The sequence below is a fragment of the Xanthomonas fragariae genome (genome assembly GCF_900183975.1).
Lineage (GTDB): Bacteria > Pseudomonadota > Gammaproteobacteria > Xanthomonadales > Xanthomonadaceae > Xanthomonas > Xanthomonas fragariae.
On record NZ_LT853882.1, the window covers coordinates 3,700,347 to 3,726,367 of the forward strand.

The 26,021-nt window shown below is 63.8% G+C and carries 16 protein-coding genes, 1 other RNA gene and 6 pseudogenes; 8 read left to right on the plus strand and 15 right to left on the minus strand.

The window, feature by feature from the left end; genetic code table 11:
- Positions 1-18: 18 nt before the first annotated feature.
- A pseudogene (locus tag PD885_RS22830) lies at positions 19-290 on the plus strand (transposase); the annotation flags it as partial.
- Between the two features lie 13 nt (positions 291-303).
- Here the strand turns inward: PD885_RS22830 and PD885_RS22215 are convergent.
- The 3 genes from PD885_RS22215 to PD885_RS17210 all read right to left on the minus strand — a co-directional run bounded on the left by PD885_RS22215 (position 304) and on the right by PD885_RS17210 (position 3,350).
- On the minus strand, positions 304-834 hold the full coding sequence (locus PD885_RS22215) for a hypothetical protein (RefSeq protein ID WP_002804693.1): 531 nt from the start codon (positions 832-834) through the stop codon (positions 304-306).
- Positions 835-876: 42 nt separating this feature from the next.
- Complete coding sequence (locus tag PD885_RS17205; protein ID WP_002804692.1) at positions 877-2,970, minus strand: prolyl oligopeptidase family serine peptidase; 2,094 nt, start codon at positions 2,968-2,970, stop codon at positions 877-879.
- Between the two features lie 68 nt (positions 2,971-3,038).
- Positions 3,039-3,350 (minus strand): hypothetical protein, encoded by a 312-nt coding sequence (locus tag PD885_RS17210; protein WP_002804691.1) that lies wholly within the window; start codon positions 3,348-3,350, stop codon positions 3,039-3,041.
- A gap of 223 nt (positions 3,351-3,573) precedes the next feature.
- Here PD885_RS17210 and PD885_RS17215 point away from each other — a divergent pair, with 223 nt between their 5' ends.
- A complete protein-coding gene (locus PD885_RS17215; RefSeq protein ID WP_002804690.1) occupies positions 3,574-4,143 on the plus strand; it encodes a lipocalin family protein in 570 nt (189 codons plus the stop codon).
- A gap of 264 nt (positions 4,144-4,407) precedes the next feature.
- On the opposite strand, the gene PD885_RS17220 is transcribed toward PD885_RS17215, so the two are convergent.
- Positions 4,408-5,373: a helix-turn-helix transcriptional regulator gene (locus PD885_RS17220; protein WP_002804689.1), complete on the minus strand. Its 966-nt coding sequence runs from the start codon at positions 5,371-5,373 to the stop codon at positions 4,408-4,410.
- A 290-nt stretch (positions 5,374-5,663) separates the two neighbouring features.
- Here PD885_RS17220 and PD885_RS17225 point away from each other — a divergent pair, with 290 nt between their 5' ends.
- Entirely contained in the window at positions 5,664-6,464 is an 801-nt protein-coding gene (locus PD885_RS17225; RefSeq protein WP_002804688.1) for a DUF481 domain-containing protein, read from the plus strand.
- 163 nt (positions 6,465-6,627) lie between these two features.
- Here PD885_RS17225 and hemC read toward each other — a convergent pair whose 3' ends face one another.
- The 3 genes and pseudogenes from hemC to PD885_RS17240 form a co-directional block, all read right to left on the minus strand.
- Complete coding sequence (hemC, locus tag PD885_RS17230; protein WP_002804686.1) at positions 6,628-7,542, minus strand: hydroxymethylbilane synthase; 915 nt, start codon at positions 7,540-7,542, stop codon at positions 6,628-6,630.
- 78 nt (positions 7,543-7,620) lie between these two features.
- Complete coding sequence (locus PD885_RS17235; protein ID WP_172404516.1) at positions 7,621-8,352, minus strand: LytR/AlgR family response regulator transcription factor; 732 nt, start codon at positions 8,350-8,352, stop codon at positions 7,621-7,623.
- A gap of 29 nt (positions 8,353-8,381) precedes the next feature.
- Positions 8,382-8,579 (minus strand): annotated as a pseudogene (locus tag PD885_RS17240) (sensor histidine kinase); the annotation flags it as partial.
- Between PD885_RS17240 and PD885_RS21605 the strand changes: the two are divergent.
- Positions 8,496-8,729, plus strand: a complete 234-nt coding sequence (locus PD885_RS21605; protein ID WP_040762399.1) for a hypothetical protein — start codon at positions 8,496-8,498, stop codon at positions 8,727-8,729. The pseudogene PD885_RS17240 and the gene PD885_RS21605 overlap by 84 nt on opposite strands.
- A gap of 45 nt (positions 8,730-8,774) precedes the next feature.
- Here PD885_RS21605 and PD885_RS17245 read toward each other — a convergent pair whose 3' ends face one another.
- The 4 genes and pseudogenes from PD885_RS17245 to PD885_RS17265 form a co-directional block, all read right to left on the minus strand.
- Complete coding sequence (locus PD885_RS17245) at positions 8,775-9,443, minus strand: alpha/beta hydrolase (RefSeq protein ID WP_040762398.1); 669 nt, start codon at positions 9,441-9,443, stop codon at positions 8,775-8,777.
- 149 nt (positions 9,444-9,592) lie between these two features.
- Entirely contained in the window at positions 9,593-11,530 is a 1,938-nt protein-coding gene (gene mdoH, locus PD885_RS17250) for a glucans biosynthesis glucosyltransferase MdoH (RefSeq protein ID WP_002804681.1), read from the minus strand.
- A 360-nt stretch (positions 11,531-11,890) separates the two neighbouring features.
- Positions 11,891-12,102: pseudogene (locus PD885_RS17260) on the minus strand (hypothetical protein); the annotation flags it as partial.
- A gap of 26 nt (positions 12,103-12,128) precedes the next feature.
- On the minus strand, positions 12,129-13,616 hold the full coding sequence (locus PD885_RS17265; RefSeq protein WP_002804680.1) for a SulP family inorganic anion transporter: 1,488 nt from the start codon (positions 13,614-13,616) through the stop codon (positions 12,129-12,131).
- Between the two features lie 208 nt (positions 13,617-13,824).
- Here PD885_RS17265 and PD885_RS17270 point away from each other — a divergent pair, with 208 nt between their 5' ends.
- A complete protein-coding gene (locus PD885_RS17270) occupies positions 13,825-15,231 on the plus strand; it encodes a cellulase family glycosylhydrolase (RefSeq protein WP_002804679.1) in 1,407 nt (468 codons plus the stop codon).
- Positions 15,232-15,592: 361 nt separating this feature from the next.
- Positions 15,593-16,389: pseudogene (locus PD885_RS17275) on the plus strand (IS5 family transposase).
- An 18-nt stretch (positions 16,390-16,407) separates the two neighbouring features.
- On the opposite strand, the gene PD885_RS17280 reads toward PD885_RS17275, so the two are convergent.
- Both PD885_RS17280 and PD885_RS17285 read right to left on the minus strand, forming a co-directional pair.
- Positions 16,408-16,482: non-coding RNA, sX9 sRNA (locus PD885_RS17280), on the minus strand.
- Positions 16,483-16,824: 342 nt separating this feature from the next.
- The gene (locus PD885_RS17285) at positions 16,825-19,530 is read right to left on the minus strand and encodes a PAS domain S-box protein (protein ID WP_002804675.1); all 2,706 of its coding nucleotides are present in this window, start codon (positions 19,528-19,530) and stop codon (positions 16,825-16,827) included.
- Between the two features lie 357 nt (positions 19,531-19,887).
- Here PD885_RS17285 and PD885_RS17290 point away from each other — a divergent pair, with 357 nt between their 5' ends.
- Entirely contained in the window at positions 19,888-22,779 is a 2,892-nt protein-coding gene (locus PD885_RS17290; RefSeq protein ID WP_002804673.1) for a M16 family metallopeptidase, read from the plus strand.
- Between the two features lie 26 nt (positions 22,780-22,805).
- On the opposite strand, the gene PD885_RS17295 is transcribed toward PD885_RS17290, so the two are convergent.
- Positions 22,806-23,876 carry a hypothetical protein gene (locus tag PD885_RS17295; protein WP_052032110.1) on the minus strand — a complete coding sequence of 357 codons (1,071 nt, stop codon included), beginning with the start codon at positions 23,874-23,876 and terminating at the stop codon, positions 22,806-22,808.
- A 275-nt stretch (positions 23,877-24,151) separates the two neighbouring features.
- A pseudogene (locus tag PD885_RS17300) lies at positions 24,152-24,906 on the minus strand (DNA-formamidopyrimidine glycosylase family protein).
- 106 nt (positions 24,907-25,012) lie between these two features.
- On the opposite strand from PD885_RS17300, the pseudogene PD885_RS17305 reads away from it, so the two are divergent.
- Positions 25,013-25,762 (plus strand): annotated as a pseudogene (locus PD885_RS17305) (DUF72 domain-containing protein).
- The last annotated feature ends 259 nt before the right edge of the window (positions 25,763-26,021 follow it).

Genomic DNA, 26,021 nt, shown 5'->3' on the forward strand with positions numbered 1-26,021 from the left:
CCCAGATGGAGTGGTCAGCTTGAGCAGTCGCTGGCATGCCAAGCCCAACGCGATCTGCTGAGCGAGGTCAACGGCGTCGGCGAGGTGACCGTGCCGACCCTGCTTGCCAGTCTTCCGGAGCTGGCCAGCTGGACCGCAAACGCATTGCGGCGTTGGTCGGCGTAACACCGCTCACCCGCGACAGCGGCACCCTGAGCGTCTGTCGCGACAACGACAACGACAACGACAACAAGGTGGCGCTGGTGGCGTGCATGCGCAAGCTGCTGACGATCCTCAACACCATGGTGCGCACGCGCGACGGGCTCACTTCTTCGCGGTGCAGCGATCCAAATCGAAAAACTGCCGTGCGACATCCAGCCGCTGATCTGACTTGGCCCGATACCACAATGCCTCGCGCAGGTCGGGCAACAGAAAATGCGCCGGTGCCGGTGCACCCGCGCGTGGCGCCTCGCTCAACACGCGATAGTCCGCATCCGTGCCGACGTAGCTGATATCGCCCAACAGACGCGGCCCGCCATCGGGATCGGGCGCATGCCATCCCGGCACAGTGACGTCGGTAATGGAGGCTATGTGCTGGCTGCCGTCGCTGCCGCCATTCCAGGGTAGAAACCACGCACCCTGAGCGCCGCGCGCGGGATGCACCCGCAACGCCACGTGCGCGGGCCACTGCGTGCCGCTGGCGACGTTACGGAATTCCACCTCCACACTTGGAACATCGCGCAGCACGTAATGCCCGTTTTCGGTTGCGCAACTGCTCACCGCCAAGGCGACCATCAACGCGAACATCGACCACGATCCGAACGCACTAACCACCCCCACAATCGCAACCGACATGGGCACGCTGATTGCTGCATGCGTGCCCGTGCAACCAACGCCTCAATCCGCCAACCGCTCCCACAGGAAGCTATACGCAAGCGCTGCCATATGCGCCGCCTGCGCGTTGTTGGCCGCACCGCCGTGGCCGCCTTCGATGTTCTCGTAGTAAGTTACGTCCTTGCCGGCTTCGATCATCTTGGCAGCCATCTTGCGAGCATGACCGGGATGCACGCGGTCATCGCGCGTAGAGGTCAGGAAGATCACAGGTGGGTAGGCCTTCTTCGGATCGAATAGGTGATAAGGCGAGAAGGTCTGGATGAATTTCCAATCGTCGGTATCCGGATTGCCGTATTCGGCCATCCAGGAGGCGCCGGCCAACAGATGGTTGTAGCGCTTCATGTCCAGCAACGGCACCTGCACCACCACCGCGCCGAACAGCTCCGGGTACTGGGTGAGCATGTTGCCGGTCATCAGACCGCCGTTGCTGCCACCCTGCACGCCCAGATGCTTGGTCGAGGTGATCTTGCGTGCAACCAGGTCCCGGGCCACCGCAGCCATGTCTTCGTAGGCCTTGTGGCGGTTCTGCTTGAGTGCGGCCTGGTGCCAGCGCGGGCCGTATTCGCCACCGCCACGGATGTTGGCCACCACATAGACGCCGCCCTTTTCCAGCCAGGCGCGGCCCAATCCGCCGGAGTAGTTCGGGGTCATCGAGATTTCGAAACCGCCGTAGCCATACAGCAGGGTCGGCGCACTGCCATCGAGTTTCAGATTCTTGGGGCGCACCAGGAAATACGGCACGTGGGTGCCGTCCTTGCTGGTGGCAAAGTGCTGCTCGATGATGTCCTTGCCGGCATCGAAAAACGCCGGCATGGTCTTGAGCGGTTGCGGCGCAGTCCCTACGTCCACCCACGACAAGGTGGTCGGGGTCAGATAGTCGGTGACGGTCAACCACAGCGCGTCGCTGTCGTCGCTGTCTACCGCGCTGACATCGACGGTGCCGAACGCCGGCGCACCGACGAAGGCGCTTTTTTTCCAGCCGTCCTGCGATGGCGTGATCACGCTCAGGCGGTTCTTGACGTCTTCCAGCACATTCAACACCAGGTGCGAACGCGTCCACGCTACGCTCGCCAGCGAGGTGCTGTCGGTGGGCTCGAACAGCACCTCGAAGCTGCGCTTGCCGGCTATGAAGTCGTCGAACCGCGTGGCCAGCAGCGAGCCGGCTTCATAGGTTTTGCCGCCCACCGTCCATGGCTCGCGCAGTTCCAGGGTCAGCCATTGCCGCTTGACCGACTTGCTGGCCGAATTGGGCACATCCACTTTGACCAACTTGCCGTCGGCGCCCTTGAGATACAGCTCGTCGTTGTAGAAGGCCAGCGTGCGGCTGACGAAATCGCGCTCGAATCCGGGCGTGTCATCGTGCATCGCGGCGACGTACATGTCGGTCGGCTTGCCTTCGTAGACCACGCTGGCGGCACTCAGCGGCGTACCGCGCTTCCACTGCTTGGCGATGCGCGGATAGCCGGAGCTGGTCATCGTGCCGGCACCAAAATCGGTGGACACGTAGACGGTGTCCTGGTCGATCCAGCCAAGCCCGCCCTTGGACTCGGGGCGGAAGAAGCCGTCCTTGACCCATTGTTTGCCGGCCAGATCGAACTCACGCGTGACATCGGCATCGGCACCGCCGCGCGACAGCGCAATCAGACAGCGCTGATAGTCGGGCCGCAGACAATCGGCACCGTGCCAGACCCAGTTTTCGCCTTCGGCCTTGTTGAGCGCATCCAGGTCCAGCACCGTTTCCCACTTGGGCGAGGGCTTGCGGTATTCGTCCAGCGTGGTGCGTCGCCACAGGCCGCGCTCGTGCTGTTTGTCCTTCCAGAAGTTGTAGTAGTACTCGCCGATCTTCTGTACGCCGGGAATCTTTGCGTCCGAATCCAGCACCTGGCGAATGCTGGTTTCGATTTGCTTGAACGCCGGCGTGGTGGCCAGCCGCGCTTCGGTCTTGGCGTTCTGGGCCTTGACCCAGTCCAGCGGCTTGGCGCCGGTGACATCTTCCAGCCAGGCGTAGGGATCATTGGACACGGCGGTTTCCTCTGCAGAGACGGCGCCAGCGGTGATCAGGCCGGTAAGCAGGCAGATCGAGGCGAACTTGGGCATGAATGTTTCCGGGAAAACGAATGCCCGAAACGTAGCACAGCGCTTTGCTCGCTCAACCCTGCCGAAGGTCAGGCCACCTGCGCCTGTGCCGCCGTGCGCGAGGTGCTGCGCCGGCGTTGCGCCTGCGGTCCGCGTCGGCGTGGCGCACCGCGGCGCACACTTGGCCCCACCGAGGCCGGCAACGCGAAGCGGTGCAGGCTCCACCATGCCAGCATCGGCATGCCGACCAGCCACAGCGGCAGCCAGCCGATCCACTCGCTGTGCCCGCGCGCGCCTGGCCACGCCAACACCAGGGCCAGGCCGGCCAAGGCGATCTGTCGGACTGGGCGCAGCAGGCGCGGGTCGGGACGTTCGGAACGACGGGAAGGACGATGCGACATGGCGGCACTCCGTGACAGGAAAAGGATCACAACAGGCCGGCACAATTGCCTGTGTCCATCTCACCGGCTGCGACCTGGGCGTGGTCGATAGGCTCCCGACCCGTGCACGCGGCGCCGCTGGTTGTGCATGACGCCACTACCGACGGCATACCCGACCGTTGACGCGAACTTGCCCCCTGCATGCGGTAGTGTGCTGCTCCAACTGCCCATTTGTGATGTTGCGATGCGCCTGACCGTTACGATCGCCCTCGCTTTCCTGCTCGTGCTCGGCCTACCCGTGGCACACGCCAAAGACACGCCCAACAATGAGCCGGCGGTCGACCTGTCCAAGATCATGGGCACTTGGTACGTGATTGCGCGCATGCCCAACCCGGTCGAGCGCGGCCACGTCACCAGCCGTGACGAATACACCCTGGTCGAAGGCGGCAAGGTGGCAGTGTGCTATCTGTATCGCGACGGTTTCGACGAGCCGGAAAAGGAAGTCAAAGCGCGCGCCTCGGTAGATGCCGACAGCGGCAATCGCGATTGGCGGGTGTGGTTCTACAAAGTGATCCCGGCCAAGCAGCGCATCCTGGAAATCGCGCCAGATGGCTCCTGGATGCTGATCTCCTACCCAGGCCGCGATCTGGCCTGGATCTTTTCGCGCAAGCCGGACATGAGCCGGGACCAGTACCGCCTGCTGGTCAACAAGATGCGCGATGACTATTCCATCTACACCGATAAGCTCAAGCGCGTGCCGCAGCTGCGCGAGCAGGTGGGCCGTCTGGGCTTTGAAGTGCCAAATAAGCGCTGAGGTTGGTGGGACGGGTGGCTGGCCAGAATCGGCGCTTTATCCGTCAATAGATCAGGGGCGCCAGTCGAAGAAGATCAGGCGCAATGCTTGGTCGTTAACGTCGTGATTCCTGGAGCAGCCGCACTCGGCACGATCGCACCGCGCAGCCTTTCGGCGACATACGCTTTTTTCCACATCGCCATCTGCTGCGCTGGGTGAGCACCTGCTTCACACGCGAGCACTTGTCACATGAGCACTCCCCACGCTACCCGTTAGCCGCCACGCTCAGTCGTAATTGCTCAATGCAAGCGACAACAGCGCCTTGGCCTGCTCGCGCAACGAAACCGGTTCGACAATCTCCGCATCAGAACCGTAATGCAGCACGTCCATCAGCAATTCGCGTGAGTTGCTGTAAGGCAATTTGAGTTCATAACGGCCATCGGGCAGAAAGCGCCCCTGTTGCTTGGAATGCCAGTGCTCGTCGGCGACCCAGCGCGCGGCCTTGGCGCTGAACACGATGGTTGCCCAGCCCTTCGGTACGCCTGAAAAAATGCCGTAACTGGCAGCCAGTTGCTCGTCCAATTCGCTGTCGGGCACGTCGCGCGGGACCGCATCGAGCAGGCGCGCGTGATTGATGCGGTCCACCGCAAAGCTGCGCACGCCGTCGCGACCGTGATCCCACGCGTCCAGATACCAGTTGTCGCGGTAGTGGGTGATGCGCTGCGGAGACACGGTGCGCTTGGTCGATTCGTCGGTGGAGCGCGCGCGGTAGTCGAAGCGCAATTGCTTGCGCTCCAGCACCCCGGAAGCCACGGTGCGGAAGCTGGCTTCGTCCAGCTTGCGGCCGCGGTGCGGAATCACCCGTACCCGGTCCACCGGCCATTGCGATACGCCGGCCTGGGCGGCCAGCAACCCTTCGATACGTTGCTGCAATGGCGCCAGCATCGAAGACAGCACTCCGCCGCCGGTGCGCGCGAGCAGTTGCTGCGAAGCCAACAGCGCGTGCAATTCTTCCGAGCTCAGCCACAGGCCGGGCAGTTCGAAGCGGTCGCTTTCGCCGGACAGATAACGGAAGCCCGATTCGCCGTCGCCTTCTACCGGCGCCATCAGCGCATCGCGCAGAAACGCCAGATCACGATAAACGGTTGCGCGAGAACAGCTCAGCTCATCCCGCAGCCGCGCCACCGTGACTGGGTAGCGAGCTGACTTGAGCAGACGATGCAAGGAGTTGATGCGTTCGTAGCGGTCCATGTGTCGATTATGTCCGAAGTCCTTGCGCGGTGGGGTGAGCGCGGCTGTGCGCCAGTCGCAGGAGCGTGCCAACCGGTGTCGGGGCTGCGCCTGCTTTACAGCTCGCTCGCATTCACCACGCGTCCGCTGCCGCTCGCACCTGGACACGTCATTCGGCTGCGATCTGCGCCCATCGCCCAAACCCTCAATGAAGCGCGACATTCACTTGATCATGACGCGGTCGCACAGTCCGTTATCATGAAATCGCTTCCACCCTCTCTAACCACCCTGCCCTCCAAAGCGAGCCGCCCATGTTCCGCCGTACCCTGTCGTCTGCCCTGCTGCCACTGTTGTTGATCACGCCCACCGTCTGGGCCCAGGCAGTGGCATCGGCGCCGGTGGATCCGGCCGCAGCGCTAATGCCCTCGCCCTGGGGCGGCAGCAGCGGGGAATTCGGCTACGCCGCGGCGCACGGCAATAGCACCACCGACAGCCTTAACGGCCGCGTCCGTCTGCGCTATACCGACGGCGACTGGATCCACAGCCTGGACGCCACTGCACTGCGTTCGAGTTCCGAATACACCAACACCGACGACGACGGCAGCACCGAACGCAAGCGCCAGACCACCGCCGAGCGTTACACCGGCAGCGCTGGCAGCGCATTGCAGTTGGGCGAACACCGCCAGCTCACCGCCACCGGCCGCTACGAAATGGATGATTTCGCCACCTATGACCATCTGGCCACCTTCGGTATCGGTTACGGCACGCGCCTGATCAACGCCGATCGTTTTTATCTGGATGCACAGGTGGGCCCTGGTGTCCGTCGCGCGCACAACCGCAACGAAGACCGCAACGAAACCGGCCTGATCGCACGCGGCCTGTTCGACCTCAAGTACACCGTCACCGACAACACCGATCTGATCAACACGCTGCTGGTGGAGTCGGGCGGATACAACACCTATGCGCAGAACGATTTCGGCGTGCAAGTCAACATGAACTCGCACTTCGCGCTGAAGGCTGCATGGCAGATGCGCCACAACAGTGAGGTCAGCGATGGCGACAACAAGACCGATACGCTGACCACGGTCAACCTGGTTTACAAGTTCAAGTAAAAATTAGCGGTTGTATGAGCGGCCATGGCCGCGAGAGGTTTTACTGGTGAGGCCTATCGCGGCCAGGGCCGCTTCTACGAGGATTCGGCACGACGCGTTTGCAACCTCGAGCCGGTAAGGCTAAGCCGCTTACGCATCGGTTGAGGTGTCGGTGTCGGTGTCGTTACAGCTCTGCCAGCAACTGTGCGGCGCCTTTGTCGAACAAGCCTCGCGCGACGCGGCGGCCCAGTTCTTCGGTGTCGTCGGCGCTGCCGTATGCGTCTGCGTGAATCAGCCGCCCGTCGCTGGCGTCGCCGACCATGCCCTGCAGGAACAGGCCCTTGCCTTCCCAGCGCGCGAACGCAGCCACCGGCACGTGACAGCTTCCATGCAGCGCGCGATTCATGGCCCGCTCGGCTTCCACGCAGACGCGGGTGCGGCCTGCGTCCAGCACCGCCAACAGACCATGGATACGCGCATCGTCACCGCGGCATTCCACCGCCACCGCGCCCTGTGCGGGTGCCGGCAACCACTCTGGCGCGTCCAGTCGCGCGGAAATGCGCGCATCCAGACCCAGCCGCTGCAAGCCGGCACAGGCCAGCACGATCGCGTCGTAACCCCCGTTGTCGAGTTTGGCCAGGCGGGTGTTGACGTTGCCGCGCAGGTCGATCAATTCCAGGTCCGGGCGCGCGGCGCGCAACTGCGCCTGGCGACGCAATGAGGAGGTGCCCACGCGTGCGCCCAGCGGCAGTGCCTGCAAGCTGGCGTAGAGATTGGACACCAGCGCGTCGGCCGCGTCGCCGCGGCCCAGGATGGCCGGCAGCACGAACGGCTTATCAATTTCCATTGGCACATCCTTGAGCGAATGCACCGCGCAGTCGGCTTCGCCACGCAGCATCGCCAGCTCCAGTTCCTTCAGGAATAGGCCCTTGCCGCCTATCGCAGCCAGCGAACGGTCCAGCACATCATCGCCACGGGTGCTCATCGGCACCAGCACGACCTCCAGGTCGGGATGATGCTGGCGCAAGGCGGCGGCGACGTGTTCGCTCTGCCAGAGGGCGAGCGGGCTCTTACGGGTGGCGATGCGGAGCGCGGTCATCCCGCCATTATCGCGGAGCAGACCCGTAACTCATACCTAGAGCGTGTTGTGCGTTTTGGGATGAGCGCATGACACCCTTTAGCGCAATTGCTCGCGCAGGCTGGCCACACAGCGACGGCTCACTTCCAAGGTCTGCGGCACGTTGCGCAGCACCGCGTGCACCTGGCCGTCGCCGCTGCGGCGCAGTTCCACCAGTTCGTCGCGGGCGACCAGGCAATTGCGGTGGATGCGCACTAGGCGGTCGGCGAACTCGTCTTCCAAGGATTTGAGCGACTCTTCGATCAGGTCCTCGCCACGGGCGTGGTGGACGATGACGTACTTCTCTTCGGCCTGCAGGTAGCGGATGTCCTGGATGGCGATCAGCCGCAGGCTGCCGCGCAGGCGTGCGCACAGATGCGTGCGTAACGGCGGAGGCGCGGCGCTGGGCGCGCGTCCGGCCAGGAAGGTTGCTACCTTTTCCAGTGCGGCGGCCAGGCGTTCCGGGCGCATCGGTTTCATCAGGTAATCCAGCGCGGCGGCGTCGAACGCCGACAGCGCGTGCTGGTCGTAGGCGGTGCAGAACACCACCGCCGGCTGTGGCTGGCTTTGCCGCAGCAAGCGCGCGGTTTCCAGGCCGTCGACGCCAGGCATGGCGATGTCCAGCAGCACCAGATCCGGGTGCAGGTGTTCGCACTGCTGCAGCACTTGTTGGCCGTTTTCGGCCTGACCGATCACTTCGACGTGCGGATGCTCGGCCAGCAGCATGCGCAGGCGCTCGCGCGCCAGTGGCTCGTCATCGGCGATCAGCACCCGCACTTGCGTGGCCGTCATGGACATCCCCTCGCTGCAGCGACTCTCCCTCACGGCAGCGGCAATGTTATCTCACGGACATAGTAGCCTTCGGCCCAGCTGGCCGCCATCCGTGGCCCGGCACCGAACTGGAGTGCCAGCCGGTGCGAGATGCTGGCCTGGGCATGTCCGGCTCCGACCAGCAACGGGAGCCGGGCACCGGGCTGCAGAGCCGGATTGACGATGCGGATCTGCAACTGGTTACCGCGCTAGCGCAGCGACAGGTGAAGCGCGACAGCGTGATGCTGCGCGCCGCGCCGACGTCGGGAACCAGGGTCACCACCAGCACCAGCACCAGCACCACCACACCACCAACTCAGCCGATCCAGCAGCGCGCCCAATCGCGGCAGCCGGCATAGGTCCGGCATCCAGACGATTTTTGTGGCGCGCGGTGGCCCATGGCCTCAGACGGCGGTGAAGCGCGCCTGCATCCAGTTGCGCAGGGCCTCGATTTCTTCCAGACAGATCTGATGGCCCATCGGGTAGGTATGCCAGTCCAGTTCGAAACCGAGCGTACGCAAGGTCTGCATGCTCGCCTGACTGGCAGCGAACGGCACCACCGGGTCGGCGGTGCCGTGGGCCATGAACAACGGTTGGCGGGTGGCGGCCGGCTGCAACTGGCTGGAGGCAGCGGCCGGTTCCGGCAGATAGGTCGACAGGGCGATCAGCCCAGCCAGCGGCTCGCCGCGCTGCAGTCCCACCGCCAAGGTCACCGCGCCACCTTGCGAAAACCCGGCAAGCAGAATGCGCTCGGGCGCGATGCCGAGGGTTTGCTCGTGGACGATCAACGTTTCGACCTGCGCCACCGATTCGGCGATGCCGACCTTATCGGCGCGCTGGGCGAAATCCAGGCTGACGATGTCGTACCAGCCGCGCATGCGCACGCCGTTGTTGATGGTGATCGGGCGGATCGGCGCATGCGGAAACACGAAGCGCAGTGCCGGCCACTGCGGTCGCACCAGTTCCGGCACCATTGGGGCAAAGTCGCTGCCGTCGGCGCCCAGGCCGTGCAACCACAACACGGTCCATTGCGGGTTTGGTCCGGTCTCGCGTTCGATCACTTCCAACATCATCCAGCTCCACTTGGGGGCTGGGCATTATGCCTTGCATGGTGAGCCGGCCCGATCACGGCGCCGATGAGGGAAGCGCACATATTTTGCCGCTCGCCAAGCTACTGACCGGACCTCTGCCGATCAGGGGCGGTGAACGTGAGCTGCCGTACTCAAATCAGCGACGGCTCCAGCGCGGCGGCGCGGCGCAGCGCGGCCGCCCGCACCAGAACCTTGGGCGGGTCGAGCTCTTCGGGAATGCAGAAGATGCCCGCGCGGCGCAGGCCCAGGCCGGTGCGACGCAGCGAGGTCAGTGCCACCACCGGGATCGACAAGGCCATACCTACGATCACCGGCGCCATCCAGGCCGCCAGCGATGGCGACACCGTATAGGCCACCGCACCCATGAACAGGCCGAACACAGTCAGCCCGCCATAGCTGCGCAACAGGTCCGGCCACGACAGCTTGCCATCGTCGCGCACCTGCGCATCCCAGCCAGAATCCTTGCCGGCCAGCACTTCGAACACGCCACGCGACTGCAGGTACATCACCACCGGCGCCATCAGGGCGGCCAGTACGGTTTCCAGCAGGATGCTCAGCAGCGCGCGGATGGCGCCGCCACAGGCGCGCAGTTCACGCGGGTTGAGCAGCAGCGCGATATAGCCGAGCAACTTGGGCGCGAGCAGCACGAACATGGTGCAGATAAAGATCCAGATCGCATTGCCCTGGCTGCTGCCATGCCAGTAGCGCGCGGGCGAGAACGGCAGATTGCCGGCCAGATCGATGCCCCCACCGGCCAGCGGTATGGCGATGCCGATCAACATCAGCAAGCCCCACATCGGCGCGGTGAAGTAATGCCCGATGCCGATCAGCATGTGCATGCGGCTGATCCAGTGTAGGCCCTTGGCACCGACGACTTTTGCGTGCTGCAGGTTGCCCTGGCACCAGCGGCGGTCGCGGATCAGCATATCGGTCAACGTGGGCGGGCCTTCTTCGTAGCTGCCCTGAAGGTAGGGCACCATGTGCATGGCCCAGCCGCCGCGCCGCATCAGCGCCGCCTCGACAAAATCGTGGCTGAGCACATGCCCGCCGAACGGCTTGCGCCCGCGCAGCGATGGCAGGCCGGCGTGATCGGCAAACGCCTGGGTGCGGATGATGGCGTTGTGGCCCCAATAATTGCTCTCGGCGCCATGCCACCAAGCCACGCCAAAGGCGATGATCGGCCCGTACACACGGCCGCCGAACTGCTGCATGCGAGCAAACAAGGTCTGCCCGTTGACCACCGCCGGCAGGGTCTGGATCAGGCCCACATCCGGGTTGTTTTCCATGCCGGCGACCAGCCGCACGACGGTGTCGCCGGTCATCAGGCTGTCGGCGTCCAGGATCAGCATCTGCGCATAGCTGCCACCGAAGCGGCGCACCCAGTCGGCCACATTGCCGGACTTGCGCGCAGCATTGTCGGCGCGGCGGCGGTAGAAGATGCGCCCGTGTCCATCGACGCGATCGCACAACTGATTGTAGACCACCTCTTCGGCACGACCGATATGCTCGCGGGTAGTGTCGCTGAGCACGAAGAAATCGAAGTGTTCCAGCTGCCCGGTTTCGGCCACCGATTCGTAGATCGCCTGCAGGCCGGCCAACAGCCGGCGCGGGTCTTCGTTGTAGGTGGGCATCAGCAACGCGGTGCGCGTCTGCAGCGTCGGCAGCGGTTGTTCGGGGTCGATGCCGAGCTTGCGCCCGGCGCGCGCCACTACGGTGATGAAGCCGGCCACCGCGCTGGCGAAGGACATCGCGATCCAGGCGAACAGCAGCACGAACAGGCCGAGCAGGCAGCCTTCCAGCACGCTGATGCCGTCCGGCCACAGCACGCTGAGCATCACCCACACCGCCACCGCGGTGGTGGCGAAGGTGCCGCCGATCAGATAGAAGCGCCGAACGCCAATGCCGGCCGGCGCGGTGCGCTGATGGCCGACCTGAAGGCTGCCTTCCTGCAAGCTTTGTTCGGGCATCGCCAACGGCGCTTCAGGCGGCAGCGTGGGCTGGCCAGCGTCGAGTGGGGAAATGGGGGGCAATGCGGTTGGTGCGGGGGGAAGGGTCACGGTGCCATCCATCAAGGCTGCCCGTCGCACGATCGCGACAGTGCGGGCTGAAACGGGAGGTCCATCCCGGCTATGCATAGCGATGTTGCTTGATGCGTCGCAGCGTGGGCGAACCCAACGGCGTGCGACAAAGACGATCTAAAACCAATCCGATGCACAAGCTCTCCTGGCTGCAACCTCACGTCGCAGCGCATTCTAAAGAATCGACCGTTAAAGGAAACGAAGGCCGCTGCGCAGGCCTCAGCCCCTCTTCCGACGCTGGAAGCGCGGCAGACTACGCCGCAGCGACCGAACACAACCCCAATAGATTGCAGCTTGGCACGCGGGCTGTCACGGGCGGCGAACCACGTTGTCATGCGTACCAACTGCCTTAATCGGACAGACCAGCAGCGCGCGGCCGTCTTCTTGCAGTTGCACCACATCGCACGCGGCCCGCGCACCTGGGCAAGTTGCGTACACATCTGCGCATCGTGGATCTCGGCTACCGTCAGCGACAGCCGGCCGTCATCACGCGGCCGGGTTTCGGCCATGGTGCGGCCATCCGGGGCGATGCGCAGCAGCGAGAGTTCTTCGGCCGCACAGACCACGCACCCGCTTTGCCGGCAACATCTCAGGGCAGCGCGGATTCCAGCGCGTCTTCGCCCAGCGCGTGCGCCTGTATCAGACGACGACTGCCGGCGTTCAAGCCCTTCACCTGCACGTCCAGATCGTGATGCCGCAGCCGCTGCACCACCTTGTCCAACGCCGCCACGGCGGTGATGTCCCAAAAATGCGCGCGGCTCACGTCGATCAGCACCGCACGACCGGGCACCTCACGTGCGTCGAAGGCATCGATAAACACATCGGCCGAGGCGAAGAACACCTGCCCGCGCACGCTGTAGGTACGCACGCCGTCGTCGCCATCGCTAGGTGCGATCTGTAGCAGCCCGGCCACCTTGAAAGTGAAGAACACTCCGCTCAGCACTACACCCACCGCTACGCCAGCAGCTAGATTGTGGGTGACCAAGGTCACCGCCACGGTGGCCAGCATCACCACGCTGGAGGTGCGTGGATGGGTGACCAGGGTGCGCCACGAGCGCCAGTCGAAGGTCTCGGCTGAGACCATCACCATGATCGTCACCAACGCCACCAACGGCACCTGCGACACCCACGGCTTGAGCAGTACCATCAGGATCAGCAGGAACACGCCAGCAAATAGCGTGGACAGCCGGCCACGACCGCCGTACTTCACGTTGCCCACGGTCTGACCGATCATGCCGCAGCCGGCAATTCCGCCGAACAGGCTGGCCGCCGCATTGGCGATGCCCAGCCCGGCGCATTCGCGGTTCTTGTTGCTTGGGGTATCGGTGAGTTCATCGACCACGCGCGCGGTCATCAGCGATTCGAGCAAGCCCACCATTGCGATAGCCAGCGCCGGCAAAGCGATGATGCTCAGAGTCTCCAACGTCAACGGCACCGAAGGCCATTGCAGGAATGGCAACGCATTGGGCAGCTTGCCCAGATCGGAAACGGTCTTCAGCGGCAATTGCAATGCCGTGCCGGCGATGGTCAGCAGCAGGATGCATAGCAGCGGCGAGGGAATCGCCGACAGGCCGGGTACGCGCAGACGCGGCAGGCCGTAGATGATCGCCAGGCCCACGCCCAACATGGCCCAGGTAGTCAGGTTGGCGCCGAGCAGATGCGGCAACTGCGCGGAGAAGATCAGCACTGCCAGCGCGTTGACGAAGCCAGTGCGCACCGAGCTGCTGACAAACCGCATCAGCACGCCCAGGCGCAATAGTCCGAACAGGATCTGCACCGCACCGGCAAGCAACCCGGCCGCCAGCAGATAGCGCAAACCGTGCGCGGCCACCAGCGGTGCGGCGACCAAGGCCACCGAGCCGGCTGCAGCAGAAATCATCGCCGGGCGTCCGCCACAAAACGCAATCACGATGCCAATCACAAAGGATGCGAACAGGCCCACTTGCGGGTCCACACCTGCCACGAAAGCGAACGCGATCACTTCGGGAATCAGGGCAAACGTTGCGACCGCACCGGCCATCAGTTCGCGCGCAGGTGAGGCGCGCCATTGCGCCAGTTCGGCACGCAAAAAGGACATCGGGAGACACTCCGGGGGCAGAAAAGACAGCCTGCGGACATTGCGCAGCGCCAATAGTGTGCAGGAAAGCGACACCGCCCGCAGCCTGTGTGTCATCGATGCGGCAATACGCTTTTCTGTGACTTGCATCACTCTAAGGAGCGCAGCCGTACACCAAGATGCCCCCACCGCGCTCGACTGTCGAGCTCGGTTCTCCAAGGAAACCACCATGTCCATTTTCAGGACTGCAAGTACGCTCGCGCTGGCCACGGCGCTGGCGCTGACCGCCGCACCGGCTTTCAGCTATTCCATCAGCAACAAGAAGATCGTCGACGACAGAGGCAAGGTGGTTCAGCTCAAGGGCGTCAACGTGTTCGGCTTCGAGAGCGGCAACCATGTCATGCATGGTCTGTGGGCGCGCAATTGGAAAGAGATGATCAACCAGATGCAGGGCCTGGGCTTCAACGCCGTGCGCCTGCCGTTCTGCCCGGCCACGCTGCGCGCGTCCACCACCCCGACCAGCATCGACTACGGCCGCAATCCCGATCTGCAAGGTCTGACCTCACTGCAGATTTTCGACAAGGTGATCAACGAATTCAATGCGCGCGGCATGTACGTGTTGCTGGATCACCACAGCCCCGATTGCGGCAGCATTTCCGAGCTCTGGTACACCGGCTCGTATTCCGAAGCGCGGTGGCTGGAAGATCTACGCTTTGTCGCCAACCGCTACAAAAGCGTGCCGAGCGTGATCGGCCTGGATCTGAAGAACGAACCGCACGGTGCGGCCACCTGGGCCAGCGGCAACGCATCAACGGACTGGAACAAGGCCGCCGAGCGCGGTTCGGCGGCAGTGCTGGCGGTGGCGCCGAAGTGGATCATCGCGGTGGAAGGCATCACCGACAACCCGGTATGCTCAACCAATGGCGGCATCTTCTGGGGCGGCAATCTGCAGCCGCTGGCCTGCACCCCGCTCAACATTCCGGCCAACCATTTGCTGCTGGCACCGCATGTATACGGGCCGGATGTGTACGTGCAGTCGTATTTCAACGATGGCAACTTCCCCAACAACATGACTGTGATCTGGGACCGCTACTTCGGTCAATTTGCCGGCACGCATGCGCTGCTGCTGGGCGAGTTCGGCGGCAAGTACGGCGAAGGCGATGCCCGCGACAAGGTGTGGCAGGACGCGTTGGTGAAATACCTGCGCAACAAGGACATCAACGCGGGCTTCTACTGGGCGTGGAACGCCAACAGCGGCGATACCGGCGGCATCCTGCGCGACGACTGGACCAGCGTGCGCGAAGACAAGATGGCGCTGTTGTGGACGCTGTGGGGCACGGTGAGCAGTACCGCGCCGGCTCCCACCCCGGCTCCGACGTCCACCGGCAGTTTCAGCACCAAGGTGATCGTGGACAGCAAGTGGAATGGCGGCTACTGCAACCGCATGCAGGTCACCAACACCGGCACCGTCAGTGGCACCTGGTCGATCTCGCTGCCAGTCACCGGCACCGTCAACAACGGTTGGAACGCCACCTGGTTGCAAAGCGGCACCACGCTCAAGGCTAGCGGCGTGGATTTCAATCGCACCCTGGCAGCGGGTGCGACTGCCGAGTTCGGCTTTTGCGCGGCAGGCTGAATGCCTGAAGGGGCCCGCGCTGCGTGCCCGCAGCCAATATGTCGTCAGAAGGTGGTCCCACTGTATGACGCCGCGTAACGCAACGGGCTGATCAACGCGGTTCGCATGCTGGCGTCCGGCATGTAGCAACGCTGCAGGGACTCCCTTTGGCGCGGTGAAGCGTGATCGACAACGCCCATCGCCCAAAGGCGCTCCTATATTGCATTGGCGCATTGCACGACTCAGCCTTGATGACTCCAAACAGGCCGACGCTGCCGCTAATAACGTTCAACCGACCTGTGAATCAGCCGTTATCCGTGCGCTAGCGCCTCAGCTCTTAGAACCTGTTCACGATCTTTCCTGATTGGTGCAGACTCTGCGGATGCGCCAAAAAACCTATCCGAGCGACATGAGCCGGGAGCGTTTCGAACACATCCTCCCGATCCTGGAACAAGCGCGCAAGCGCACCAAGCCACGCCGAGTGGATATGTATGAGGTGTGGTGCGCAGTGTTGTACGTGCTGCGAACCGGTTGCCAATGGCGAGCGCTACCCAGCGACTTTCCGAAGTGGCGGACCGTGCACGCGTACTTTGCCAAGTGGAGCGAGTGCGACGATGAAGGAGTGAGCCTGCTGGAGCGGGCGCTCAAAAAATCAGGTTGGCGTGGCCCGCCAGAAACAGGAGCGCAACATCTTCAGCAGGTTCTTGATCGTGGACGCGCAGAGCGTCAAGAACACAGACACAGCCGGGCAAAAGGGATATGACGCGGGCAAAAAGGTGTCGGGCATCAAGCGGCATATCGCTGTTGATACCCAGGGTGCCCTATGCCATCGCGGTGACGACGGCGGAGGTGACCGACCGCAAAGGTGCGCTGCGGGCGCTGGAGCGCTGTCAGTCAAACTTGACGCATGTACAAAGCCTGCTGTGCGACAGTGGTTACACCGGAGTACCGTTTGCCGAAGGCGTACGAGAGATTCTAGGCGAGCAGCTCACGGTGCAGATTGCCAAGCGCAGCGAACTGCACACCTTCAAGGTCATGCCCAAGCGCTGGATCGTCGAGCGCAGTTTTGCCTGGCTGGAGAAAAACCGAAGGCTGTGGAAGAACTGCGAGCGCAAACTCAACACCAGCTTGCAGTTCATCCATCTGGCCTTCTTGGCGCTTCTACTCAAAAGATCGTGAACAGGCTCTTAGAGCAATTAATAAAAAACGTAGCGAGCAGTCGTCACGTGGGTGCGGACGGCGCGGGCGAACCGCAGTTTACGAATGGTACCTGCGGATTCCGAGCACCGGCCGCGCCCGCCTGGCGGGCGCGCAGTAGTTTTGTTAGCCACTCTTAGTTGGATGTCCTTGCCAAGCCCATTGGCTCCCCGTTGCGTCGCGACGTTGCCAACTTCCCGCTCACCAGTAAGTTCGTCCTGTTGTGCGCGCTCCTGACAGTGTGGGTGATCCTGCTGGCGGTGGCCGCTGCGCGTCTGCAATATCTGGAACTGGTGGAGGCGCGCAAGCTCAGCGTCAAGACTGACGCATCTAGACGGATAGACCGTAAGCTCATCCGCTTTAGGGCATCTTCCCCCCATAAAGGGACCGAGGTCCCGCAGGGAAAAGAAACAGTGCTTACCGCGCGGAATCGCGTCCAGTGGTGGCTGTGTCGCTGCCGCAGCGCGCGCGTTTGGCGGCGTACATCGCTTCGTCTGCTGCGTGCATCAAACTGGCGGCGTCGACGTGCGTGCCGTGCTGCCAGGCGACGCCGATGCTGGGCTGGATCGGTAGGTGCTGGTCGCCGAACACTGCGCCTTCCGCTGCAGCGATGCGGATGCGCTCTGCGACCGCGGCACATGCGGTCTGCGGGTCTTGCAAGTCGTCCAACAGCACCACGAATTCGTCGCCGGCCAGACGTGCCACTAAATAGCGGTCGCCTGCCGCACGCTGCAGGCAGCGGCCGAAGGCGACCAATACGGCGTCGCCGGCGCGGTGGCTGTAGACGTCGTTGATACGCTTGAAGCCGTCCAGATCCAGGAACATCACTGCCACGGCGCATTGTTGTTGCTGCGCCTGCGTCACGGCGATCTGCAGCGCTTCCGACCAGGCGTGCCGATTCGGCAAGCCGGTCAAGGCGTCGCGGGTGGCGCGCTCGTGCATCAGCCGATGCAGCGTTTTATGCGCGGTGACGTCGTGCGCCATCAGGAAGAATCCCTGAGCCTGCGTCTGCGTCGATGCGCTCTGCGTCTCCGGCACCAAGGTGATTTCCACATCGCGTGGGGACGTGCCGCCGCGCAATACATGTTCGAAGCTGGCGCGTTGCCCGGCGACGACCTGCGCCAAGGCAGCGCGCGCGGCATCACTGAGGTCGCCGCCCAACACTTGCGTGATATGGCAGCCGACCAGGCTGGCCGGCTCGACACCGAGCCAGTCGCGATGGGCTTCATTGGCGAACAAGCAACGCTGCCCAGCATCGAATTGACCCACCAATGTAGGCGTGGCGTCGCTGATTGCACGCAGGCGCGCTTCGCTGGCGGCCAGCCGTTCGGCGGCAACATGGCGCTCGGTGACGTCCTGGATCTGCGAGACAAAATGCACCGGCGCACCGCTGCTGTCACGTACCAGCGACACCGACAATTGCGCCCTGATCACCGTGCCCTGCTGGCTGATATAGCGCTTGCTCAAGCTATAGCTGTCGCGCTCGCCCTCGATCAGCTCCTGCACCAGCCGCAGGTCCACATTCAGATCGTCGGGATGGGTGATGGTCTGAAACGTCGTGTGCAACAACTGCTCGCGCGGATAGCCCAGGATGCTGCACAGCGACGGGTTGACGTCGCGCCAGGCACCGTCCAGAGAGACGATCGCCATGCCTTGCGGCGCGGTTTCGAAAGCGCCGGTGAAATGCTGGGCGGCCAGCTGCGCGGCGGCTTGCGCCTGCAATTCGGCGGTGACGTCGATGGCCATCGCCAGATAACCGGCCAATCCCTGCTGCGCATCGTGGATGATGTTGAAGCACAGGCGCACGCGACGCAGTTCGCCGTCCTTACGCACCAAGGTCCAGATTTCTTCGGCAAGCACATCGCCGGCTGCGGCCGCAGCCAACTTCACATAGGACGGCGGCGACAAGGCCAACGTGGACATGTGCCGCTCCAGCTCGGCGGGCAGATGGAACTGCACTGGGCAGCTTCCCAATACTTCGTCCGCGGCATAGCCAAGCAGCCGCTCGGCGCCAGGATTGAACAACTCGATCTGGCCGTGCGGATCGAAGGCGATGATCGCCACATCCCGCGAGGCGTCCACCAGGGCCTGCAGGCGCGCGCGTTCGGCAGCCAGCGCGGCCGAGGCCTCCTTGAGCTGGGTGATGTCGTGCATCACGCAGACCGCACCCAACGGCGTACCCTGGTCGCTGACCACCGGGTCGGCATTGCACAGCACGCTGCGCGCCGGCTGGCCGGCGGTGGCACGGATCACCATTTCGGCGTTGCGTACGTGCTCGCCGCGCCAAGCGCGCACCAGGGGGATCGCATCGGTGGGCAGCACGGTACTGCCGTCGGCGTTGTAAAGGTCGAAGTACTGCGCCCATTGCGAAGGCGGCAGCGCACGCGGATCGGTGCCGTGCCATTGCCGCGCGGCGTGGTTGAATTCATGCAGCAAACCGTCGTTGCCGCACGCCACCACGCCGTCAGCCATGGCTTCCAGCAACAGGCTCAGGGTCTGTTGTTGCGCCTGTGCGGCCAGCCGGTCGCGGCGCACTTCCAGTTGACTGGCGGCCTGCCGCGCGAGGCGGATCAAGGCCTGTTTCTGGTGGTCATCGAGCACGCGTGATTCGGTGCTGAGCGTGCACAAAGTGCCGTATGTGTAACCACCACTACCGATCAGCGGCACGCCCACATACGAGCGCACACCGGGCGCAGCAGTCACCAGTGGGTTGTTGACGAAACGCGGGTCGGCTTCTGCATCGGGCACTTCCATCAGCTCGGTGCCCATCACCGCGTAGGAGCAGAACGAGGCGCTGCGCGGGGTTCCTTCCAGATCGGTGCCGCAGCGCGCCTTGAACCACTGGCGGTCGGCATCCAGCAGCGACACCAGCGCCATCGGCGCGTCGGTGACATGCGCGGCCAGCCAGGCGATGTCGTCGAATTCGGCCTCAGCCTCGGTGTCCAGTACTCCCAGCCGGCGCACTGCCTCCACGCGCAAGGCGTCGTCGGCTGGGATCGGCACGGGCGGCATCAGGGCAGTCATGGCTTGGTCGGCAGGCGTTTGGTCAACGTGGGTCGCACCATGTAACGGCGAAGCGAGGGTCGACTTGAGCAGATCTGGCTGGGCTCGCTTGCCGGCCATTAAGAACGGCGCTCAGCGTACCAGTGGAGCCGGCCTTGACAAGGTGATTGATCCGGGCATGGCAAGAACCGAATCCAGTGTACGGCCTACCCGCAGCCGTCGACAGCACGAGCTAGCCGCTGCTTGCAACCGCCGCCTCGCCCTTGCAGGTTGAACAATGCCAAGTCTGGTGCCAGGACGCAGCCAGCACCATGCCAGTCGCCACGTGTCCGGCGCTACGCCTCTAGGACGCGGCGCGCGGTTCTGTCGCCTTTACAGCAGCGCAACAGCTCCTGGACAGCGCCTGTGCCGAACAGCATTTGCGGCGCCGCCAAGCAGCCACTACCCTCGCCCGATTGCCATGCTCTGGAGTGTTACATGCTGCGTCCGCTGTCCCTGTTGATCGCCGGTGTGCTTGGTGTCGCCGCCAGTACCGTTGTTGCTCCCGCCGTCGCCGCCGCCCCGGCCAGCCTGTCCAAGAGCGCGGCCGGCAGCGCCGTCCCCGAGATCGCCTACACCCGCTTCACCCTACCCAACGGCCTGACCGTGGTCGTGCACGAAGACCACAAGGCGCCGGTGGTGGCAGTCAGCATCTGGTACCACATCGGTTCCGGCGACGAGCCGGCCGGCAAGACCGGCTTTGCGCACTTGTTCGAGCATCTGATGTTCTCTGGCTCGGAGAACAACAAGGGCAGCTTCTTCGCGCCCCTGGAAAAGGTCGGCACCACCGACATGAACGGTACGACCTGGTTAGACCGCACCAACTATTTCGAAACCGTGCCGACTACCGCGCTGGATACTGCGCTGTGGCTGGAATCGGACCGCATGGGCCACCTGCTTGGTGCCATCGGCCAGGAAGAACTGGATACCCAGCGCGGCGTGGTGCAGAACGAAAAGCGCCAGGGCGAGAACCGCCCGTATGGCCGGGTGGACCAGAACATCCTGTCCAACCTGTTCCCAGCCAATCATCCGTATCAGCACGAAACTGTGGGTTCGATGGAAGACCTGGACGCGGCCTCGCTGGCCGACGTCAAACAGTGGTTCAACGATAACTACGGCGCCGCCAACACCACCCTGGTGCTGGCTGGCGACATCACCGTGGCGCAGGCACGTGCCAAGGCCGAGCAGTATTTCTGCGACATCCCGGCCGGCAAGCCGGTGCCGCGCCAGCAGCCGTGGGTGACCCCGCTGGCCGCACAGAAGCGTGGGGTGCAGCACGACCATGTCTCGCAGCCGCGCATTTATCGCACATGGGCCGCGCCGCAATTGGGCAGCGATGCAGCGATCCAGCTGGATCTGGCGACCACCCTGCTCGGCGGCGGCAAGACGTCGCGGCTGTATCAACGCCTGGTCTACCAGGACAACCTGGTCGATGACGTGTCGGCGGCGATCCAGCCGTTCGCGCTGGCCAGCCAGGTGCAGATCCAGGCCGACGTGAAAGACGGCGTGGACCCGGCCAAGGTCGAGGCGATCATCGACGAAGAACTCAAGAAGTTCATCGCCCAAGGCCCCACCGCCGACGAATTGCAGCGCGCGCAGGTGGCCTACCGCGCCGGCTTCGTGCGCGGCTTGGAAAAGGTTGGCGGCTTCGGTGGCAAGGCGGTGATCCTGGCCGAGGGCCAGGTCTATCGCGGCGACCCGGGCGCCTACAAAAAGGATCTGCAGCGCGGCCTGGACGCCACCGTCGACAGCGTCAAGCAAACCGCCGCCACTTGGTTCGGCAAGGGCGACTATCTGCTCACCGTGCTGCCGGCCGGCAAAGACTTCGACCCCGTTGCCGAAGACAAGGCAGTAGTCGCACGCGCCGCCGAACCCGGCAAGCCGGTGCCCAAGCTGCCGGCCGCAGGCAAATACAAGGATTTCAAGGTCACCGCCTCCACGCTGGACCGCAGCAAGGGCGTGCCGGAGACCAACCAGTTCCCGGATCTGAGCTTCCCGCAGTTGCAGCGCGGTAAATTGAAGAACGGCATCGAGGTAATCCTGGCCGAGCGCCACACCATCCCGGTTACCCAAGTGGAGCTGCTGTTCGACGCCGGCTATGCGGCCGACCAGGGCCACAAGCTCGGCACCGCCAGCGTCAGCGCCGCGCTGATGAACGAGAGCACCGCCTCGCTGGATTCGGTGGAAGTGGCCCAGCGTCGCCAGCGCCTGGGCGCAATCACGGCGGTCGGTTGTGATCTGGACAGCTGCAGCGCCTCGCTGGACGCGCTCAACGACCAGCTGCAGCCGTCGCTGCAGTTGTTCTCCGACATCGTGCGCAACCCTGCCTTCAAGGCAGCGGACATCGAGCGTATCCGTGGCCAGTGGCTGGCCGGCATCGCGCAGGAAAAGACCCAGCCCGACAGCCTGGCGCTGCGTGCGCTGCCGCCGTTGTTGTTCGGCCAAAACCACCCCTACGGCATCCCGCTCACCGGCAGTGGGATCGAGGCGGCAATCAAGAGCCTGGACGCAAAGGATCTGCAGAATTTCCATAGCCAGTGGCTACGTCCGGACAACCTGCGCATCCTAGTGGCCGGCGACACCACGCTGGCGCAGATCATTCCGCAGCTCGATGCCGTCTTCGGTGACTGGAAGGCACCCGCCACACCATTGCCGAAGAAGAACCTGTTCAACGTCGCCGCGCAGCCCAAGCCTCGCGTGTATCTGATCAATCGCCCGGACGCGCCGCAGTCGGTGATCCTGGCCGGCCTGCTCGCACCGTCCGCCAAGGCGCCGGACAACCTGGCGATCGGCGTGGCCAACGGCGCGTTCGGCGGTACCTTCACCTCGCGTTTGAACATGAACCTGCGCGAAAACAAGCGTTGGGCCTACGGCGCCGGCACCCGCATGCTGGATGCGCAGGGCCAGCGGCCGTATTTGTTCTCGGCGCCGGTGCAGACCGACAAGACCGCCGAATCGGCCAACGAGATCCTCAAGGAAGCCACCGCGATCGTCGGCGACAAGCCGCTGACCACCGACGAGATCGAGAAGATCAAGAACCAGCGAATCCGCGCCCTGCCGGGCAGCTTCGAAACCACCGGCGCGGTGCTGGGTGCGATCGAAGACATCGTGCAGTTCGACCGCCCCGACGACGACGTGCAGACGCTCAAGCCGCGCCTGGAAGCGATCGATCAACCGGCCGCACAGAAAGCCATCAAGCAGATCATTGCGCCCAACGCGCTAACCTGGGTGATCGTCGGCGACCTGAAGAAGATCGAAGCCCCGGTGCGTGCGCTCAAGCTGGGCGAGGTACAGGTGCTCGATGTGGATGGCAAGCCGGTCAAGCGCTGAGTGCGATTGACCCATCGACTGCGCTGCTACCAAGCGGCGCGTTCGATGCTGGGAGCGACATGATCAGCTGCACACTGACCCACTCGTCCAATCGCGCACTGCTTCAACTGGCGGTCGGCGTACCACAGCGCGCGACGGGCGAGATCGTAGGCACTGTCGGCCTGACGCGGCAGCATTTGCGCGGCCATAACCGGGTCGGCACCGTTGTTCAAGGCATGCTCGGCGCGCTCCAGATCGCTCAGATGCAAGCGCACCGGCGACAATAGGGTTTTACGCGTGGACGCATCGCAATGCGCGCTGCGTTGTTCCAGCGCCGCCAACGCCTCGCGGATGCGGCGGCTGGCTTCGCCCGTGAGATCGGGCAGTGTTTCATGCGCGATCGGTGCGGCCTTGTAGCCATCGCCGGTCGCTTCACTCCCCATGTCGGCCTGATTGCCGGCCAATGCAGGATTGAAGCGCACGTCCGGCGGCGCTCGCGCCTTGGCTACCTGCGTCTGCGGCCCGTTGAGCATGTCGTTGAACTTCTTCATGCCGCGATTCATTTCCTGCACTGCCACATCGCCCAACGTGCCATCGCTCTTCCAGTCCTTGGCAAAGCGCGTTTCCTGGTACTGCACCGGGTTGACCCGCTCCATCAAATTGCGTGCCTTGGCCTGCGCGCGCGCGTCGGTCATACCCGGCGGCACCGCGCTGCCGCTCTGCGCCATCGGCTCCACCTGCGCATCGCGTGGCATGCGCAAACGTCCTTCGCGGGTGTACAGCTGGGCGGCCATGGATTGGTTTGCCGGCGCATTGGCGGCCGCTACCTGCCGTTGCGGCGACGGCGTACGCGTTGGTGGCGGCGCGCTTCGGGCGACCGATGCGGACGCAGATGCAGCGCGCGGCTGACGCTCGCGTTCCTGCGGTGGTACAGCCGGCGCCGGCTGGGTCAACTGCGGACGCGGCACGAAATACATCTGCAAACTGTCATCGTGTCGCAGGGTGTCGCGCGGTACTGGCATGTACAGCAACAGACAGGCAAGAAAGAACAAGATGGCGCCCGTGCATGCGACAGCGGCGACATGCGGGACAAGCGCTTCGTTCCTGCGGGTAGTCACAATGCGCGAGACCAATAAGATGAGAATGCGACCGACGCATCGTGAACCCCGATGCGGGGCGTGCAAATCTAGCCGGCGCGGCGCTTGCGCGCGTTTGAAATTCGTTGTATGGACGGAAAGGGCTAGCCGCCATTCACATTGAGCGCAAGGAGCGGAGACCCAAACGGCGGCGCTTGCCGCCAGACGCATGCGGCCCATGCTCGGCGCCCTTTGCGCTTGGTCGGCACTCCCGTTGCTGCGCCGTGCGCTGCGCTGATGCAGCTCGCCACGTTTTGTTATTCAGCCTCCTCCGGCCGGTACAGCCGCTGGCACACCTCGCAGAAAAAGGCGCGACGCCCGGTCTTGCCCAAATGCTTTCGGTACTGCAGCGGCGCACCGTCGCGCGGGCAACTGGTTTTGGTGTGCACCTGATAATTCTTCTTCAGCACGAAGGCCTTCTTCCAGGTGTAGAAATCGAAACTGTAATTGCGCGCCTGAGTGACCAGTTCACCGAGCTTGCGCGCCGGCAATGCGCCGACCTCACTCTCCGGATGCACGCGGACACGGTGCAGCACCTCGTTCTTGATGATGTTGCCTACGCCGGCAAAGATGGTCTGATCGAGCAAGGCATCGGCGGCGAGCATGCCGGGTGCAGCGCGCAGTTTGCGACGTGCCTGCGCTGCATCCCAGAGCGGATTCATCACGTCTGCCGTCCAGTCGTAGACCTCGTCCAGTGGGCGATCGATAAACTGCACCGAGCACGCGTAAAAATTCAATCGCTGGCCCTTGGAAAATTCCAGGCGCAAGCGCGGCACCGCATTGGGTTTGTCTTCGTTGATGCGATAACTGCCGAACAACAAAAAATGGATGCGCACGCTGCACTGCGCGCATTCGATCAAAAATGTTTTCCCCAGCTGCGCAGTGCCAGCACCTTTTGTTGATGCAGCCGTACGATTTCCTGCTTACTGTTGCCGGAGACATGCAGAATCTTGCGGCCGGCAAATGCGTCGGCTTGTTCGCGCAGGATGACAAGTGAGGGACCTTCTGGCATGCGCCTAGTATCGAAGCCGCACGTGAGTCGGTCGTGATCGCACTGCACACAAAACACTGACGGGCACGCATGCATAGAAGTGCTGCCCGTTCTCACTGCGCCCGCCATGCCAGCTCGTTCGTCCATCGCTGTTGCACGTGTGCGTTGTGGCTGCGCAGGCTGGTCGATTCCGGCCGCCGACCGCGCAACTTTTGGCGAGGGCGCCAGCGTGTTGCAGCGCTACGCCACGCGCTTGGATGCGGTGGAAATCAACTCCTCGTTTTATCGTACCCATCGCGCCAGCACCTACGCGCGTTGGGCAGACAGCGTGCCGGAGGATTTTCGTTTCTCGGTGAAGTTGCCGCGCAGCATCAGCCACGATGCGCGGCTGCAAGGGACCGGGCCATTGCTGGATTCCTTCCTTGCCCAGGCCGGCACGCTGGGCGCACGCTTGGGCTGCCTGCTGTTGCAACTGCCGCCCAGCGCGGCCTTCGATGCAAGGGTAGCCGCCACGTTCTTCGCAATGCTGCGGCGGCGCTGGAATGGCGGTGTGGTGTGCGAACCACGCCACGCCAGCTGGTTCCTGCCGCAAGCGCAGGCAGTGTTGTCGCGCCACCACATCGCACGCTGCGCCGCTGCGCCGAGCCCAACCGCCGGGCCACTGTACTAGCGCTGGCATGGCGCACCGCGCATCTACTACAGCAGCTACGACGACGGCGCACTGCAGGCACTGGCCGACGCGGTGAGTGGTGCCCCGGACAATACCGCTCAGCCACCGGCCGAACGTTGGGTGATCTTCGACAACACCGCTGCGGGGCTGGCAGTCCCCAACGCGCTGCAGTTACAGCGGCTGCTGGGAATCGATCGCGGGCGCTAGAGCGTGCGCGCACGTTGAGGTGAGTGCTAAATCGCGATCCCATGCACACGCAAGTTTCTAGGCCTGGCCGGCGGGCTCGCATACGCTGGCGACATTCCGTCACATGCCCAGTGGCGCGACTCTTGCAACGACGTCAACGACCCGACGCAGGCGCGCCATCATTCAAGCTGCATCGATCAATGCCGATAGGCCTGGATTGGTGAGCGATGTTGCATCGCGCCAGATCGCGTTGCTGAATCTAATTGCCTGCGTGCGAAGC

What these genes read in the sequence shown, in the direction of transcription:
- PD885_RS22215 (WP_002804693.1), bottom strand. Translation starts at nt 834, where the DNA reads ATGTCGGTTGCGATTGTGGGGGTGGTTAGTGCGTTCGGATCGTGGTCG.
- PD885_RS17205 (WP_002804692.1), bottom strand. Translation starts at nt 2,970, where the DNA reads ATGCCCAAGTTCGCCTCGATCTGCCTGCTTACCGGCCTGATCACCGCT.
- PD885_RS17210 (WP_002804691.1), bottom strand. Translation starts at nt 3,350, where the DNA reads ATGTCGCATCGTCCTTCCCGTCGTTCCGAACGTCCCGACCCGCGCCTG.
- PD885_RS17215 (WP_002804690.1), top strand. Translation starts at nt 3,574, where the DNA reads ATGCGCCTGACCGTTACGATCGCCCTCGCTTTCCTGCTCGTGCTCGGC.
- PD885_RS17220 (WP_002804689.1), bottom strand. Translation starts at nt 5,373, where the DNA reads ATGGACCGCTACGAACGCATCAACTCCTTGCATCGTCTGCTCAAGTCA.
- PD885_RS17225 (WP_002804688.1), top strand. Translation starts at nt 5,664, where the DNA reads ATGTTCCGCCGTACCCTGTCGTCTGCCCTGCTGCCACTGTTGTTGATC.
- hemC (WP_002804686.1), bottom strand. Translation starts at nt 7,542, where the DNA reads ATGACCGCGCTCCGCATCGCCACCCGTAAGAGCCCGCTCGCCCTCTGG.
- PD885_RS17235 (WP_172404516.1), bottom strand. Translation starts at nt 8,352, where the DNA reads ATGACGGCCACGCAAGTGCGGGTGCTGATCGCCGATGACGAGCCACTG.
- PD885_RS21605 (WP_040762399.1), top strand. Translation starts at nt 8,496, where the DNA reads ATGTCCGGCTCCGACCAGCAACGGGAGCCGGGCACCGGGCTGCAGAGC.
- PD885_RS17245 (WP_040762398.1), bottom strand. Translation starts at nt 9,443, where the DNA reads ATGATGTTGGAAGTGATCGAACGCGAGACCGGACCAAACCCGCAATGG.
- mdoH (WP_002804681.1), bottom strand. Translation starts at nt 11,530, where the DNA reads ATGGATGGCACCGTGACCCTTCCCCCCGCACCAACCGCATTGCCCCCC.
- PD885_RS17265 (WP_002804680.1), bottom strand. Translation starts at nt 13,616, where the DNA reads ATGTCCTTTTTGCGTGCCGAACTGGCGCAATGGCGCGCCTCACCTGCG.
- PD885_RS17270 (WP_002804679.1), top strand. Translation starts at nt 13,825, where the DNA reads ATGTCCATTTTCAGGACTGCAAGTACGCTCGCGCTGGCCACGGCGCTG.
- PD885_RS17285 (WP_002804675.1), bottom strand. Translation starts at nt 19,530, where the DNA reads ATGGCCGGCAAGCGAGCCCAGCCAGATCTGCTCAAGTCGACCCTCGCT.
- PD885_RS17290 (WP_002804673.1), top strand. Translation starts at nt 19,888, where the DNA reads ATGCTGCGTCCGCTGTCCCTGTTGATCGCCGGTGTGCTTGGTGTCGCC.